This is a genomic window from Luteibacter aegosomatis, from assembly GCF_023078455.1.
In the GTDB taxonomy this organism is placed as follows: Bacteria; Pseudomonadota; Gammaproteobacteria; order Xanthomonadales; family Rhodanobacteraceae; genus Luteibacter; species Luteibacter aegosomatis.
In genome coordinates this window covers 3,764,330-3,778,593 of sequence record NZ_CP095740.1, presented here as the reverse complement: position 1 = coordinate 3,778,593, position 14,264 = coordinate 3,764,330, and the positions used below count along the sequence as shown (strand labels likewise).

The window sequence follows — 14,264 nt, the reverse complement described above, 5'->3', positions numbered from 1 at the left end:
CACTGGGCACCGATGATCGAAACCGACCGACTCACCCGCTGCTACGGCCCGCTGACCGCGGTCGATGCCCTGACCCTGCGTGCCGAGCCTGGCCAGGTGCTGGGCCTGCTGGGCCCCAACGGGGCAGGCAAATCCACCGCCATGCGCATGATCGCCGGCTTTCTCACGCCCACCTCCGGCACGGCCCGCGTCTGCGGCCATGACGTGCGCAAGGAGCCGCTGGCGGCCAAGCGAGCGCTCGGCTACCTGCCCGAGGGCGCGCCGAGCTACGGCGAAATGACCGTCCGCGAATTCCTCGCGTTCATGGTTCGCGTACGGGGCCTGGAGCGTGACATCGCCTATCGCCGCTTCGACGAGGTGGTGATGCGGCTGGAACTCGACGAAGTCCTGGAGCAGACCATCGGTACGCTCTCCAAGGGCCTGCGTCGTCGCGTGGGCCTTGCCCAGGCCATCCTGCACGATCCCCCCGTGCTGATGCTCGACGAACCGACCGACGGCCTCGATCCCAACCAGAAGCATTCCGTGCGCATGCTCATCGATGCCATGGCGCGCGAACGCACGATCCTGATTTCCACCCACCTGCTGGAAGAGGTGCACGCCTTGTGCAACCGCGTGGCGATCATCGCCAACGGCAAGCTGCTGGCCGACGCCACGCCCGCCGAACTCGAGGCGCGTTCGCGCTACCACGGCGCCGTCTCGTTCAGCGCGGCGGGTAGCGGCGTGTCGCGCGAAATGCTGGCGCGCATCCCGGGCGTATCGATGGTGGAGGTCGATCCGCTCGACGGTCGCGTCACGGTCTTTCCCCGCCCCGGCCAGCCCATCCTCGACGACGTGCAGGCGCTCCTGCGCACGCAGAACCTCGAGGTGTCGGAGATCCAGCTCGAGCGCGGCCGACTCGACGAGGTGTTCCGGCAGATCACCACCGTTCCGCGGGGAGGCAACGCATGAGTGCCGTGACGGCGATCGCGCGCCGCGAGCTGTGGAGCTATTTCGTCACGCCGGTGGCGTACGTCTTCATGGTGATCTTCCTCGTGATGGCGGGATTGCTCACGTTCTACACGGGCGGTTTCTACGATCGCGGGCTGGCCGACCTGCAGCCCTTCTTCGACATGCACGCATGGCTCTACCTGGTGCTCGTGCCGGCGGCGACGATGTCCATGTGGGCCGAGGAGCGGGCGTCCGGCACGCTCGAACTGCTGTTCTCGCTCCCGGTGACGATTTCCCAGGCGGTGCTGGGCAAGTTCCTCGCCGCCTGGGCGTTCATCGGCATCTGCCTCGCCCTGACCTTTCCCATCTGGATCACGGTGAACTACCTCGGCGATCCCGACAACGGCGTGATCCTGGCGGGCTACGTGGGAAGCTGGCTGATGGCCGGCGCGTTTCTTTCGATCGGCGTGTGCATGTCGACGGTGACGCGCAGCCAGATCGTGGCGTTCATCCTCACCGCGTCGGTGTGTTTCCTGCTGCTGCTCGTGGGCCAGCCGCAGGTGCTCGATTTCCTGCAGGACACCGTGCCGCCGAAGCTGATCGGCGCGATGGGCCAGTTGAGCCTTTCGCGCCACGCCGGCGCCATCGCGCGCGGCGTGCTCGATCTGCGCGACCTGGTCTATTTCTTCGCGACCATCGTGGCGTGGCTCGCGGCGAGCGTCGTCGTGCTCGACCTGAAGAGGACGCGCTGACGCCATGCGCAAGCCGCACCTTTCCCGCTCGTTTCTCCTGCGGCTGGCGTTGGCCGGCATCGCGCTGCTGTTCATGGCGACGGTCGGGCTCAGCTCCATGTCGCTGCGCACGGCGCGCATCGACCTCACCTCCGACCGCATCTACACGCTCACCCCGGGTACGCTGAAGATCGTCGACGAGCTTCGCGAGCCCGTGACCGTCACGCTGTATTTCTCCGAGCACGCCACCCGCGACCTCCCCCAGCTGCGAAGCTACGAGCAGCGCGTGCACGAAATGCTGCGCGAGATCGCCGTTCGCGCCCATGGCCGCATCCGCCTGAGGGTCATCGACCCGGTGCCGTATTCCGACGACGAGGACGCCGCGCAGAGCTATGGCCTCACGCCGGCCACCGGCGGCAGCAACGGCGAACGGGTGTTCTTCGGTCTCGTGGGCACGGGCGGGCAGGGCGGGGTGCCGCCGCAGTCGATCCCGTTCTTCGATCCGGCGCGCGAGGCCTTCGTCGAGTACGACATCGCGAAGCTGCTCTACGAGCTGGGCATGCCGAAAAAACCGCGCCTGGGCATCGTCAGTTCGCTGCCGGTGGAGGGCAACCTCGTGATCGGCGAGCCGGCCTGGACCGTGGTGCACCAGCTCGACCAACTGGCCGACGTGGTATCGATCGATCCGGCCGGGCTGACGCGCATCGATCCGTCGATCAAGCTGCTGTTGCTCATCCATCCGAAAAAGCTGTCCGACGACGCGCTCTACGCCATCGACCAGTACGTATTGCGCGGTGGCCGCCTCGTGGTGTTCGTCGACCCGGATTCGGAGATGGACAGTGCGCCGCTCGTGGACTCGCACGGCGTGGTCGACGACCACGATTCGGACCTGCGCCGGCTCTTCGAGACATGGGGCGTGGTCTACGATCCGACGAAGGTGGTACTCGACCGTTCGCAGGCCCTCACCATCGAGCTCAACGGCAACACCGTGGCGCACCCGGCGATGCTCGGCCTCGGCTCGCAGGACCTCAACCATGACGACGTGGTCACGGCGAGCCTGCAGCGGGTGAACTTTTCCTCGGCGGGTTTCTTCGACCTGGCGGCCGATACGAAGGCCCGCCTGCTGCCGTTGGTGCAGACCTCCGACGAAGCGACCGTGGTGCCCGCACAACGCGTGCGCGACGCCGCGGGCGACCCGTCGACGCTCCTGGACAACTATCAGCCGACGCACGAGCGCTATGTGCTCGCCGCGCGCCTGCGCGACGTCTTCCATACCGCGTTCCCGGAGCGGAAGGGGCCGGGCCACCTCGACGTGGCCGCTTCGGTCGGCGACATCATGCTGGTGGCCGATACCGACATGTTGTCCGATCGCCTGTGGATCGACGTCCAGCCGCTGCTGGGCCAGCAACAGCTCACACCTTTCGCCAACAACGGCGACTTCGTCGCGAACATCGTCGATAACATGGGTGGTTCGAGCGCGCTGTTGTCGATTCGCGGCCGGGCCAACCTGCAGCGTCCGTTCACGAAGGTGCGTTCGTTGCAGGCCGCGGCCGATCGCAAGTTCCTCGTCAAGAAGCGTGAGCTGGAAACCGAGCTCTACGACACCCAGCGCCGCCTCGCGGAATTGCAGCCCGCCAAGGGCAACGGCGGCGGCACCACCACGGCCGAGCAGCGTCGCGAGGTCGAGAAATACCTCCAGCGCAAGCTCGCCATCGGCAAGGAGCTGCGCGACGTGCAGCACCAGTTGAACGCGGAGATCGACGCGCTCGGTCTGCGCCTGAAGTTCATCAACATCGTGCTGGTGCCGGGCCTGGTGGCGCTGGCGGGGCTCATCTACGGGTGGCGCCGCTCGCGGCGTGGCCGGCGCGCGGTGTAGCGATGACGGGCGGCGTGATGAAGTGGATCGTGCCCTGGGAATTTTCCTGGGTGTTCCTCGCCTGCTTCCTGGCCGCCGCCTTTCTCTATGCGGGCGGTTCGCGGCGCCTGCGCGTGCCGCCGGGACGTCGCCTTGCCTTCTGGGTCGGCATGGCGCTGGTCTACGGTACGTTGCACACGTACTTCGATTACTTCGCGGAGCACGAGTTCTTCATGCACCGCATCCAGCAGGTGCTGCTGCATCACCTGGCACCGCTCCTGATCGTGGCGTCGTACCCGGGCACGGCGTTGCGCGCGGGTTTGCCGCTGGCCCTGCGCGTGCGCCTGCGACGCGCGGGAAACACCGGGGCGGCGCGGATCTGCGCGGCGGTGCTGCTCAACCCGGCCTTCGTCACGCTGAGCTTCGTGGCGCTCATCCTCGTCTGGCTCATCCCCGACATGCAGACGCTGGCCATGCTCGACTGGCGCATCTACCGGGCCATGAACTGGTCGATGATCGCCTCGGGACTGGCTTACTGGTGGCTGGTGCTCGATCACCGTCCGAAACCGCCGGGGCGCATGTCGCCCGGTATCCGCGTGCTTTCTCCGGCATTCACGATGACGCCGCAGATCGTCGCCGGTGCCATCGTCACCTTTTCGCGCACCGACCTGTATCCGATCTTCGAGATCTGCGGCCGGGCGTTCACCATGAACGTGCTCACCGGGCAATTGATCGGCGGCGTGATCATGTGGGTGCCCGCGGCGATGATCGAGAGTGCGGGCGGCCTGCTCGCGTTGCGCCAGTGGCTGCGCCTGTCGCGGCTGGGGCGGCTGCCGAAGCGGCCGCTCCCACGGCGTGCGGCGATGGTGCGTCAGTAGGCCTTCGGCACCTTCTCGGCCTTGACCTCCACCTTGTCCTTCTTCGGCTTGCCCTCGAGCGGCGGCAGCTCGATCTCGCTCTCGGGGCAGAGCGTGTCGGGCAATTGGTCGAGCAGATGGCGGATGAGGTTCAGCCGGCCGGTTTTCTGGTCGTTGTAGTCGGCGATGAACCAGGGCGCATGCTTGGCGTGCGTTCGTTCGATCATCACGTCGCGCAGCTTACCCATCTGAGCGTATTTTTCGCGGCCCTTGAGGTCCACCGGCGAGAGCTTCCAGCGCTTCAGCGGATCGTCGGCACGCTCGGCGAAGCGTTCTTCCTGGACGGCCTGGTCGACGGTGAGCCAGTACTTGAACAGCAGGATGCCGTCGTCGGTGAGCAGTTTCTCGAAGGTCGGACAGGCGGCCATGAAAGCTTCGTACTGTTCGGGCGTGCAGAAACCCATCGCCGGCTCCACCACCGCGCGGTTGTACCAGCTGCGGTCGAACAGCACGAGCTCGCCCGCCGAGGGCAGGTGCGGCACGTAGCGTTGGAAATACCACTGGCCTTCCTCGGCCTGGGAAGGCTTGCCCAAGGCCACCACGCGTGCGGCGCGCGTGTCGAGCTTGTCGATGATGGCCTTGATGGTGCCGCCCTTGCCGGCGGCGTCGCGGCCCTCGAGGATCACCACCATGCGCTTGCCGGTCTGGCGCAACCAACGCGTGAGGCCCACGAGTTCGATCTGCAGGGCCTCGAGCTCGTGTTCGTATTTCTTCTTCTTGCCCACGGAAAGCCTCCTTCGGGAAAGGCCTTACTATGCCCCATCGCGGACAGGGTCCGCTCCCATCCTTCGCAGCAAACGTTCATGCCGAAGGGTGGGAGCGGACCCTGCCCGCGATGGGGACGACGCAAGAGCTATCCAGCCGCGGTCAGCGTCTGCAACTCATCCGCCTGGTGCTCACGGGTGAGCGTATCGATCAATTCGTCCAGATCGCCCTGCATCACCTCGGTCAGCCGGTATAGCGTGAGGTTGATGCGATGGTCGGTGATCCGCCCCTGGGGGAAATTGTAGGTGCGGATGCGTTGGCTACGGTCGCCCGAGCCCACCTGCAGGCGCCGTGATTCGGCCTGCGCCGCGCTCTGCTTGCTGCGCTCGGCGTCGAGAAGGCGGGCCTTGAGCAGGCTCATCGCGCGGGCGCGGTTCTTGTGCTGGCTGCGTTCGTCCTGACATTCGACCACGGTGCCGGTGGGCAGGTGGGTGATGCGGATGGCCGAGTCGGTCTTGTTCACGTGCTGGCCGCCCGCGCCCGAGGCCCGGAAGGTATCCACCTTCAGGTCGGCGTCGCGGATCTCGATATCGTCCACTTCGTCCTGTTCGGGCAGGATCGCCACGGTGGCGGCCGAGGTGTGGATGCGGCCCTGCGATTCGGTTTCCGGAACGCGCTGCACCCGGTGCGTACCCGATTCGAACTTGAGTTTGGAGTAGGCCCCGCGGCCCTCGATGCGTGCCACGATTTCCTTGTAGCCGCCGTGCTCGCCGTCGTTGGCGTTGAGGATTTCCACGTGCCAGCGCTGGCGTTCGGCATAGCGTGCGTACATGCGGAAAAGGTCGCCGGCGAAGATCGCGGCCTCGTCGCCGCCGGTGCCCGCGCGCACTTCAAGGAAGAGGTTGCCCTCGTCGCGGGGGTCCTTCGGCAGCAGGAGGATCTGCAATTCGCCATCGAGTTCCGCCAGGCGGGTTTCGATGCGCTCGATGTCGTCGGCCGCCATCTCGCGCATGTCGGGATCGTCGAGCATGGCGCGGGTGTCCGCCAGTTCGCGCTCGGCGGCGTCGTGCTCCTTGAGCGACGCCGCCACCGGCTCGAGCTGGGCGTATTCGCGCGACAGTTCGCGGAAGCGGTTGCCATCGGCGAGCACGTCCGGCTGTGCTAGCAGCAGGCCGACTTCTTCGTGGCGTTCGGCGAGGGCTTCGAGTTTGCGGCGGATCGAGGGGGTCATGGCGTGCACGAAGGGCGGCTAGCCGCACATCATGCGGAAACCTCGTCGTTCGGGTCCAGTCCGTAGAGGCGACCGGCGGCGTGAAGGAGGTCGAGGTCGCCCGAGAGGGCGGCATCGCGCAGGCGGGCGCTGGGCGTATGCAGGAGTTTGTTGGTGAGCGTGTTGGCGAGGAAGGCCAGCGCCTCCTCGGCCGTGCGGCCGCGGGCCAGCATGGCCTGGGCCTTGGCCAGCACCTCGTCGCGCTGGGCCTCGGCCGCCGTGCGCATGTCCACGGCGGGGTTGCGCAGGGTGAGGGCGCGGCGCCACGACATGTACCGCTCCACCTGCAGATCGATGATGGCATCCGCTTCGCGGGCGGCCAGCTCGCGCGAGCGGCGGTTCTCGTCGATCACCTGCCGGAGGTCGTCGATGCCGTAGAGGTACACGTCGTTCAGCTGGGCCACTTCCGGCTCGATATCGCGTGGCACGGCGATGTCCACCATGAACATCGGGCGACGGCGGCGCTCGGCGATGGCGGCCGTCACCATGGACTTGGTCACCACGGGCTGGCGCGACGCGGTGGAGCTGATGACGATGTCGGCCTCGGCCAGGTGACGGGGCAGGTCGGCCAGGGCGATGGCATAGCCGCCGTAGCGGCCGGCCAGCTCCTGGGCGTTCTCGAGGGTGCGGTTGGCGACGAGCAGGCGTCGCACGTTCTTGTCGGCGAGATGGCGGGCGGCCAGCTCGACGGTCTCTCCGGCCCCGATCAGCAGCACGCACGCCTGGCGCAGGTCGGTGAACACCTGCTCGGCGAGGCGCACGGCCGTATAGGCCACCGACACGGTGTGCGCGCCGATGCGGGTGTCGGTGCGCACGCGCTTGGCCACGGCGAAGGTGTGCTGGAGCAGCCGTTCCATGGGCGCGCGCAGGGTCTGCGCGCTGCGGGCCTGCTGGTAGGCGTCCTTCACCTGGCCGAGGATCTGCGGCTCGCCCAGCACCATGGAATCCAGCCCCGTCGCCACGCGGAACATGTGGCGGACGGCATCCTGTTCGTCGTGGCGGTAGAGGAACTCGTCGAGACGTTGTGGGGTCAATCGGTGTTGCCGGGACAGCCATTGCCCCGGCACGCCCTCGGCGCCATCGACCACGCTGCAGTACAGCTCGGTGCGGTTGCAGGTGGAGAGGATCATCGCCTCCTCGACCCCGGGTTGGCGGGTGAGGTCGCCCAGCGCCTCGGTGGCCACCGTGGCGTCGAATGCCACCTGCTCGCGCAGGCTGACCGGCGCGGTGAGGTGATTGAGCCCGAGGGCGATGAGTGGCATGACGGGCTTGGGTCGGTGTCGGTGGCGTCGGCTAAGCTAAGGGCGCATTGTGCGCACACAAGGCTTCCGCATCCTACGACGGAGCCTGTGGGAAAACGACGGAGACTAGTGTGCTGAGCGGTCGGTCCAAGTTCAAGCGAGTGCGGCATTTTGTGGTCCTGTGTGTGCTGGGGACCGGCCTGGCCGGTTGCGCCGCCACGGCGACGAAACCCGAAGCCCCCGAGGCGCTACGCACGGGCGTGCAGCCGCTCGACCGCCTGCATGTAGCGATCGTGCCGCCCGAGCGCGACCTCCAGGCCCAGTTGCTGGCGGGCGATTTCGCCATCGCCCACAACGATCTCAAGGCCGCCGCGACGGCTTACGGCAACGCCAGCCAGCTGAGTTCCGACGCCACGGTGGCGGCAAGGGCCACTGAACTGGCCCTTGCCGTGCACGACCAGGATCTCGCGGGCAAGGCCCTGGATCGCTGGGCCAAGCTGGGTGCCAAGCCCCTCGATCTCGCCGAAGGGCGTGCCCGCATGGCACTGGACCGGGGCGACACGCCCGAAGCCGGGCGGCAGCTCGAGGCCATGGTCGCCACGGGCGATCCCGACGCCTGGCGCGAGTTCGGCCGCACCCTGGCCCTGGCGCGCGATCCGGCGCAGGCAGGGCAACTGCTCGAGAAAATCGCCACGCCGCAGCGCCTGCCCAACGATTCCTCGGCCTGGCTCGCCATGAGCGGCCTGGGCGAGTCCTTCGGCCGCCACGACTACGCCAAGGTGATCGGCGAGGCGGCCGTGGCCCGCTTCCACGACGGCGACACCTACGCGTGGTCCGCCCAGCAGGCCTTCCGCGCCGGCGACAAGGCGGGCGCGCAGAAGCTTTTCGCCAAGGCGGTGGCCAAGGATCCCAAGAACCCGCGCCTTCGCCTGGCCTACGCCACGCTGCTCGTCCAGGGCGGCGACGAAAAGGGGGCGGCGAAGGTGCTCGCCACGGGTACGCAGAATCCGGATACCTACACCATGCGCCTGGGCCTGGCCGCGCACGCCAACGACAAGGCCGCGCTGCGCCGTCTCTACGACGAAATCCAGCGCCAGCCCGACGACGTGCAGACCGCCAATGCCTTCACCCTGGGCCAGCTCGCGGAGATCCTCGGCAAGCCTGAAGATGCCCTCGACTGGTACGCCGCCGTGGGCGAGGACGACCCCCGCGATTTCGACGCGTCGGTGCGCAGCGCCGTGGTACTGCACCAGCAGGGCAAGAACGACGAGGCCCACGAGGTGGTGGCCGATCTGGAGACCGCCTACGCCGATCGCCCCGACGCGCTGCGCAAGGCCTTCGCGGTGGACGCCGAGCTGTACATGGACAGCGGTCGCTACGATGACGCCGCTTCGTCCTACGACAAGGCCCTGCGGGTGAAGGCCGACGATCCGGAGATGCTCTACGGGCGCGGGTTGGCCTATGCCGAGGCCGGCAAGATCGACCTCGCCGTGGCCGACCTGCGCAAGGTGCTGGAGATCAAGCCGGGCGACATCGAGGCCAGCAATGCGCTGGGCTACACGTTGGCCGATGCCGGGCGCGACCTTGCCGAGGCGCAGGCGCTGATCCAGGCCGCACGCACGGCGCGCCCGGATGATCCGTCCGTGGCCGATTCCTGGGGGTGGCTGCAATTCCGCCAGGGCCAGCTCGACCAGGCCGAAAGCACGCTGCGCGGCGCGTGGTCGCAACGCAAGGACGGCGACATCGGCGTACATCTGGCCGAAGTGCTGTGGTCGCGCGGTGAGCACGACGAAGCCCGCAAGGTACTCAACGAGGTGCGCCGCCTCGACCCGAAGAACGCCTCGCTCGCGAAGACCGAGCAGAAATTCAAGCCGTGAGGCACTCCATCGCGGACAGGGTCCGCGACTCCTGCGAAGCGAACCCTCCGGAAACCCCGAATGCTGCGTCTGAAACATGCCCTTGCGGCCGTGCCGCTCCTGCTCCTCACCGCCTGCGCCACCACCCGCGCCCCCGTCCGCCAGCCGGGCGACGCCGTCACCCTCGGCCTGCAGGAACAACGCGAACGCAGCCTCGCCGACACCGACCACTGGACGCTGCAAGGCCGCCTCTCCGTATCCGACGGCAAGGACTCCGGCTCCGGCAGCCTCACCTGGCGGCAGGACGGCGAGCGGTACGAATTCACCGTGCGCGCCCCCGTCACCGGCCGTAGCTTCCGCCTCGTCGGCGGCCCGGACGGCGCCGACCTCGAAGGCCTCGAGGGTGGCACCCGCCACGGCGCGGATGCCGAGAGCCTGATGGCCCAGGCCGTCGGCTGGCAGATTCCGATGGCCGAACTGAAACGCTGGGTGCTCGGCCTGCGTGCCGACGCCGGCCCGGCCGACATCGCCTTCGGTGCCGATCGCTTGCCGTCGCGCCTCGTGCAGGACGGCTGGACGGTCGACTACAAGCAGTGGGATGCCATGCGCCAACCGGCGATGCCGTCGAGGGTGTTCGCCGAAAAGGCGCCGTTCAAGGTCCGCCTCTCCATCGAAGACTGGCAGCTCGGCCGCTGAGGCGGCTGCCGAAGGTGTGGGCCACCCTTCGCTATACTCCGCCGATTTCGCCGACAGGCCACGCGATGCACTACACCATCACCCGCGCCCGGGCCGACCACGCCGAGCGGCTGTGCGCCATCGAGCGCGCGGCCGTCGGGCTGTTCCGTGGGCACGCGGCGTGGCCGTCGTATTCCTCGATGTCGCTGCCGGTCGAGGTGGTGCATGCGCTCATCGCGCGCGGACTGGTCTGGGTGGCGCTGGTCGACGACGAGCCGGTCGGCTTCGTCTGCCTCGATGCGGCAGATCTTGCCCCGGGCGTGGTCGGCATCGCCGAGATCGACGTGCTTCCCGAATTCGGCGGGCGCGGCATCGGGGCGGCCCTGGTCGAGAAGGCCTGTGCCTGGGCACGGGAGGCGGGCTATCGCCGCGTCGACCTCGGCACCCTTACCGATGTGCCCTGGAACGCCCCTTTCTACGCGAAACACGGCTTCGTCGCGGCCGACAAGCACGCGCCGGAATTCGCCCAGGCACTCGCCCGCGACCGCGAGAACGGTTTTCCGGACCACCTGCGCGTCTTCATGAGCCGCCCGTTGGCCCCCCTGGCCACCGGCGACTGGAGCGCCTGGCCCGCGCCGGCGAAGCTCAACCTGTTCCTGCGCATCGTCGACCGCCGCGCCGACGGCTACCACGAGCTGCAGACCGTGTTCCGCCTGCTCGACTGGGGCGACGAAGTGCGCTTGCGGGTGCGCACCGATGGCGTCATTACCCGTCCCCAGGACATCCCCGGCGTGCCGGAGGACAGCGATCTCACCGTGCGTGCCGCCCGCCTGCTGGCCGAGGCCACCGGCACGCCGCTCGGGGCGGACATCGAAGTGTCCAAGCGCATTCCCATGGGTGGCGGCCTGGGCGGAGGCAGCTCCGACGCGGCCAGCGTGCTCGTGGGCCTCAACATCCTCTGGCGCACCGGCCTGGACGAGGACGCCCTGGCCGCGCTGGGCCTGCGCCTCGGCGCCGACGTGCCGGTCTTCGTGCGCGGCCGTTCGGCCTGGGCCGAGGGCGTGGGCGAGGTACTCAGCCACCTGCGGCTCCCCCGGCGCTGGTACGTGGTGGTGGATCCCCACGAACACGTCCCCACGGCGGCCTTGTTCGCCGCCGCCGAATTGACACGACATGCCCCTCGGGCGACAATTTCGTCCTTTGTTTCCGGGGATTCGGCGGAGAACGCCTTCGAGCCCGTGGTTCGCGCGCGTCATCCGCGCGTGGCGGCGGCGCTGGACTGGTTGGCGGGCTTCGGCCGCGCGCGGTTGTCCGGCAGCGGCGGCTGCGTCTTCCTGGAAACGAAAACCCACGAGGCGGCGCTTGCGATCGCCTCGCGCTGTCCACGAGGCCTCACCGCCCACGTGGCGGCAGGTGTCGATCCTTCGCCGCTACTGATGGCGCGGGGGCGGATCGAAACCCGGTTGATCGAGTCGTAAGACGGGAAGGGCCGCGGGCCGCGGCAAAGCCAAGAATTGTTGGGGCGTCGCCAAGCTGGTTAAGGCACGGGATTTTGATTCCCGCATGCGCAGGTTCGAATCCTGCCGCCCCAGCCACCGTTTTCGGTGGCAAGCCGATCCATCCCATCTCGCCAGGAGCACCCCTCGTGGATACGTCCACCCCGATGCTGTTCAGCGGCAATGCGCACCGCGCGCTCGCCGACGACGTCGCCGCCCGCCTGGGCATCCCCCTGGGCAAGGCCCTCGTGGGCCGCTTCAGCGATGGCGAGGCGCAGGTCGAAATCGAGGAGAACGTCCGCAAGCAGGAAGTCTTCGTCATCCAGCCGACGGGCGCGCCCAGCGCGGAAAACCTGTTCGACCTGCTGGTGCTGGTGGATGCGCTCAAGCGCGCCTCGGCCGGCACGGTCACCGCGGTGATGCCGTACTTCGGCTACGCCCGCCAGGATCGCCGTCCACGCTCGGCCCGCGTGCCGATCACGGCGAAGCTGGCCGCCAAGATGATCGCCACGGCCGGTGCCGACCGCGTGCTCACGATCGACCTGCACGCCGACCAGATCCAGGGCTTCTTCGACATCCCGGTCGACAACGTGTACGCCTCGCCGGTGCTGCTGGCCGACATCTGGCGCCACCACAGCATGGACGACCTGATCGTGGTCAGTCCCGACGTCGGTGGCGTGGTGCGTGCGCGTGCGCTCGCCAAGCGCCTGGACGACGCCGACCTGGCCATCATCGACAAGCGCCGCCCGCGCGCCAACGTGGCCACGGTGATGAACATCATCGGCGAGGTGGAGGGTAAGACCTGCGTGCTGGTCGACGACATCGTCGACACCGCCGGCACTCTCTGCGCCGCCGCGGCCGCCCTGAAGGAGAAGGGCGCCCGCAAGGTGGTGGCCTACTGCGTCCACCCGGTGCTCTCGGGCGCCGCGATCGACAACCTGGAGCACTCCCAGCTCGACGAGCTGGTGGTCACCAATACGCTGCCGTTGCGCGACAACGCCCGTAACTGTGCGAAAATCCGCCAGTTGTCGGTCGCGGAACTGCTCGCGGAGACGATCCGCCGCATCGCCTTCGGCGAGTCGGTGAGCTCGCTCTACATCGACTGATCCATCGTTTTTCGGGCTCCCCTGGTCGCGGGGGAGTCCTTTACCCACCGCCGCGAGGCGGTTTCACTTGAGGCAACACCAATGGCTACCAATCATCAGCTCACGGCCACGAGCCGCAAGATCGAAGGGAAGGGTGCGAGCCGCCGCCTTCGTACGGCGGGCTACGTGCCGGCGATCGTCTATGGCGCGGGCGAAGCCCCGCAGGCGATCCAGGTCCTTCACAACGACATCCTGCTCGGCTCGCGTTTCGAGTCGTTCTACTCGTCGGTGATCGAACTGACCGTCGACGGCAAGAAGCAGAGCGTCCTCATCAAGGACTGGCAGAAGCATCCGTTCAAGCAGCTCATGCTGCACATGGACTTCCAGCGCGTGAACGAGAACGAAGCCGTTCGCGTCGCCGTGCCGCTGCACTTCCTGAACCAGGAGAAGTCCCCGGCCGGCAAGACCGCCGGTCTGGTGATCTCGCACAACCTCACGGAAGTGACGGTCTCCTGCCTGCCGAAGGATCTCCCGGAGTTCATCGAAATCGACCTGGCCGACCTCAAGGCCGGCGACATCATCCACCTTTCGGACCTCAAGCTCCCGAAGGGCGTGGAAGTGCCGGAGCTGGGCCTGGGCAAGGAGCACGACGTCGCCGTCGTCACCGTGGCCTCGATCCAGGAAGAAGTCGATCCGACCGCCGAAGGCGGCGACGCCCCGGCCGAAGAGAAGAAGTAATCGGCACCCTGTGGGAGCCGATTCATCGGCGAAACGCCAACGAAGCGGTGACCCCGCTCCATGGCCGCCGAGGCGGCTCCCACACAGGTTCCGTTTGCAAGCATGGCTTCACTACGTCTCATCGTCGGCCTCGGTAACCCCGGGGCCGAATACGTCAGAACCCGGCACAATGCCGGGTTCTGGTGCGTCGATGCCTTGGCCCTCGACCAGGGCGAGCGCTGGTCGTTCGACGGCAAGCTGCACGGCGAAACCTGCAAGATCCGCCTCGGCGGCGAAGCGGTCTGGCTGCTCAAGCCGGCCACCTTCATGAACAAGAGCGGCATCGCCGTCGCCTCGGCGCTGCGCTACTACAAAATCGCCCCGGAGGAGTGCCTCGTCGCCCACGACGAGCTCGACCTGCCTCCGGGCACCGTGCGCATGAAGTTCGACGGCGGCCACGGCGGCCAGAACGGACTGCGCGACATCATGGCCCACCTGGGCCACGGCAAGTTCCACCGCCTGCGGGTCGGCATCGGCCATCCCGGGCACAAGGACAAGGTCACGCCCTGGGTGCTCGGACGTCCCAGCGCCGCCGACGAAGAGGCCATCATGATCGGCCTCGGGCGCGCGTTCGACGTGCTGCCCCTCGCGCTGTCGGGCAAGTTCGAGGAAGCCATGAAGCGCTTGCATACGGCTGCGTGAACAGCGAACCGTAAGGGAGTGGCGCAGAGGTTCCTTGCGACGCCCACGGTTCACAGGCCGCAAAGCGGCCGACTCACAGGGCCGTAG

13 protein-coding genes and 1 tRNA gene are annotated in these 14,264 nt (G+C 67.9%); 11 read left to right on the top strand and 3 right to left on the bottom strand.

The window, feature by feature from the left end:
- The first annotated feature begins 12 nt into the window (after positions 1–12).
- Genes L2Y94_RS17035 through L2Y94_RS17020 form a run of 4 tightly spaced genes read left to right on the top strand, consistent with a single transcriptional unit; the run spans position 13 to position 4,391 of the window.
- Complete coding sequence (locus L2Y94_RS17035; protein WP_247369797.1) at positions 13–948, top strand: ABC transporter ATP-binding protein; 936 nt, start codon at positions 13–15, stop codon at positions 946–948.
- Positions 945–1,679, top strand: coding sequence for an ABC transporter permease (locus L2Y94_RS17030; RefSeq protein WP_247369794.1), 735 nt, complete (start codon positions 945–947; stop codon positions 1,677–1,679). The genes L2Y94_RS17035 and L2Y94_RS17030 overlap by 4 nt, the downstream gene beginning before the upstream one ends.
- Before the next feature lie 4 nt (positions 1,680–1,683).
- Positions 1,684–3,534, top strand: coding sequence for a GldG family protein (locus L2Y94_RS17025; protein WP_247369791.1), 1,851 nt, complete (start codon positions 1,684–1,686; stop codon positions 3,532–3,534).
- Positions 3,535–3,536: 2 nt separating this feature from the next.
- On the top strand, positions 3,537–4,391 hold the full coding sequence (locus L2Y94_RS17020; protein WP_247369788.1) for a cytochrome c oxidase assembly protein: 855 nt from the start codon (positions 3,537–3,539) through the stop codon (positions 4,389–4,391).
- Here L2Y94_RS17020 and ppk2 read toward each other — a convergent pair.
- The 3 genes from ppk2 to hemA form a co-directional block, all read right to left on the bottom strand.
- Positions 4,385–5,155: a polyphosphate kinase 2 gene (gene ppk2 / locus L2Y94_RS17015; protein ID WP_247369786.1), complete on the bottom strand. Its 771-nt coding sequence runs from the start codon at positions 5,153–5,155 to the stop codon at positions 4,385–4,387. The two genes, L2Y94_RS17020 and ppk2, sit on opposite strands and share 7 nt — an antisense overlap.
- A gap of 128 nt (positions 5,156–5,283) precedes the next feature.
- Positions 5,284–6,366: a peptide chain release factor 1 gene (gene prfA, locus L2Y94_RS17010; RefSeq protein ID WP_247369783.1), complete on the bottom strand. Its 1,083-nt coding sequence runs from the start codon at positions 6,364–6,366 to the stop codon at positions 5,284–5,286.
- A gap of 29 nt (positions 6,367–6,395) precedes the next feature.
- The gene (gene hemA, locus L2Y94_RS17005) at positions 6,396–7,667 is read right to left on the bottom strand and encodes a glutamyl-tRNA reductase (RefSeq protein WP_247369780.1); all 1,272 of its coding nucleotides are present in this window, start codon (positions 7,665–7,667) and stop codon (positions 6,396–6,398) included.
- Positions 7,668–7,831: 164 nt separating this feature from the next.
- On the opposite strand from hemA, the gene L2Y94_RS17000 reads away from it, so the two are divergent.
- The 7 genes from L2Y94_RS17000 (at position 7,832) to pth (ending at position 14,177) form a co-directional block, all read left to right on the top strand.
- The gene (locus tag L2Y94_RS17000) at positions 7,832–9,523 is read left to right on the top strand and encodes a tetratricopeptide repeat protein (RefSeq protein ID WP_247369762.1); all 1,692 of its coding nucleotides are present in this window, start codon (positions 7,832–7,834) and stop codon (positions 9,521–9,523) included.
- A 60-nt stretch (positions 9,524–9,583) separates the two neighbouring features.
- Positions 9,584–10,198 (top strand): lipoprotein insertase outer membrane protein LolB, encoded by a 615-nt coding sequence (gene lolB, locus L2Y94_RS16995; protein WP_247369743.1) that lies wholly within the window; start codon positions 9,584–9,586, stop codon positions 10,196–10,198.
- A 65-nt stretch (positions 10,199–10,263) separates the two neighbouring features.
- Complete coding sequence (ispE, locus tag L2Y94_RS16990; RefSeq protein WP_247369724.1) at positions 10,264–11,655, top strand: 4-(cytidine 5'-diphospho)-2-C-methyl-D-erythritol kinase; 1,392 nt, start codon at positions 10,264–10,266, stop codon at positions 11,653–11,655.
- A 40-nt stretch (positions 11,656–11,695) separates the two neighbouring features.
- Positions 11,696–11,772 (top strand) — tRNA-Gln (locus L2Y94_RS16985).
- Positions 11,773–11,840: 68 nt separating this feature from the next.
- Positions 11,841–12,779 carry a ribose-phosphate diphosphokinase gene (locus tag L2Y94_RS16980; protein WP_144915915.1) on the top strand — a complete coding sequence of 313 codons (939 nt, stop codon included), beginning with the start codon at positions 11,841–11,843 and terminating at the stop codon, positions 12,777–12,779.
- Positions 12,780–12,860: 81 nt separating this feature from the next.
- Positions 12,861–13,496, top strand: a complete 636-nt coding sequence (locus L2Y94_RS16975) for a 50S ribosomal protein L25/general stress protein Ctc (RefSeq protein ID WP_247369721.1) — start codon at positions 12,861–12,863, stop codon at positions 13,494–13,496.
- A gap of 102 nt (positions 13,497–13,598) precedes the next feature.
- Positions 13,599–14,177, top strand: a complete 579-nt coding sequence (gene pth, locus L2Y94_RS16970; RefSeq protein WP_247369718.1) for an aminoacyl-tRNA hydrolase — start codon at positions 13,599–13,601, stop codon at positions 14,175–14,177.
- Positions 14,178–14,264: the final 87 nt, after the last annotated feature.

Bases quoted from the DNA above. Each gene is read 5' to 3' on its own strand.
- prfA (WP_247369783.1), bottom strand. From the start codon at position 6,366: ATGACCCCCTCGATCCGCCGCAAACTCGAAGCCCTCGCCGAACGCCAC.
- L2Y94_RS16980 (WP_144915915.1), top strand. From the start codon at position 11,841: ATGCTGTTCAGCGGCAATGCGCACCGCGCGCTCGCCGACGACGTCGCC.
- pth (WP_247369718.1), top strand. From the start codon at position 13,599: ATGGCTTCACTACGTCTCATCGTCGGCCTCGGTAACCCCGGGGCCGAA.
- L2Y94_RS16975 (WP_247369721.1), top strand. From the start codon at position 12,861: ATGGCTACCAATCATCAGCTCACGGCCACGAGCCGCAAGATCGAAGGG.
- L2Y94_RS17030 (WP_247369794.1), top strand. From the start codon at position 945: ATGAGTGCCGTGACGGCGATCGCGCGCCGCGAGCTGTGGAGCTATTTC.
- L2Y94_RS17020 (WP_247369788.1), top strand. From the start codon at position 3,537: ATGACGGGCGGCGTGATGAAGTGGATCGTGCCCTGGGAATTTTCCTGG.
- L2Y94_RS17035 (WP_247369797.1), top strand. From the start codon at position 13: ATGATCGAAACCGACCGACTCACCCGCTGCTACGGCCCGCTGACCGCG.
- hemA (WP_247369780.1), bottom strand. From the start codon at position 7,667: ATGCCACTCATCGCCCTCGGGCTCAATCACCTCACCGCGCCGGTCAGC.
- L2Y94_RS17025 (WP_247369791.1), top strand. From the start codon at position 1,684: ATGCGCAAGCCGCACCTTTCCCGCTCGTTTCTCCTGCGGCTGGCGTTG.
- ispE (WP_247369724.1), top strand. From the start codon at position 10,264: ATGCACTACACCATCACCCGCGCCCGGGCCGACCACGCCGAGCGGCTG.
- lolB (WP_247369743.1), top strand. From the start codon at position 9,584: ATGCTGCGTCTGAAACATGCCCTTGCGGCCGTGCCGCTCCTGCTCCTC.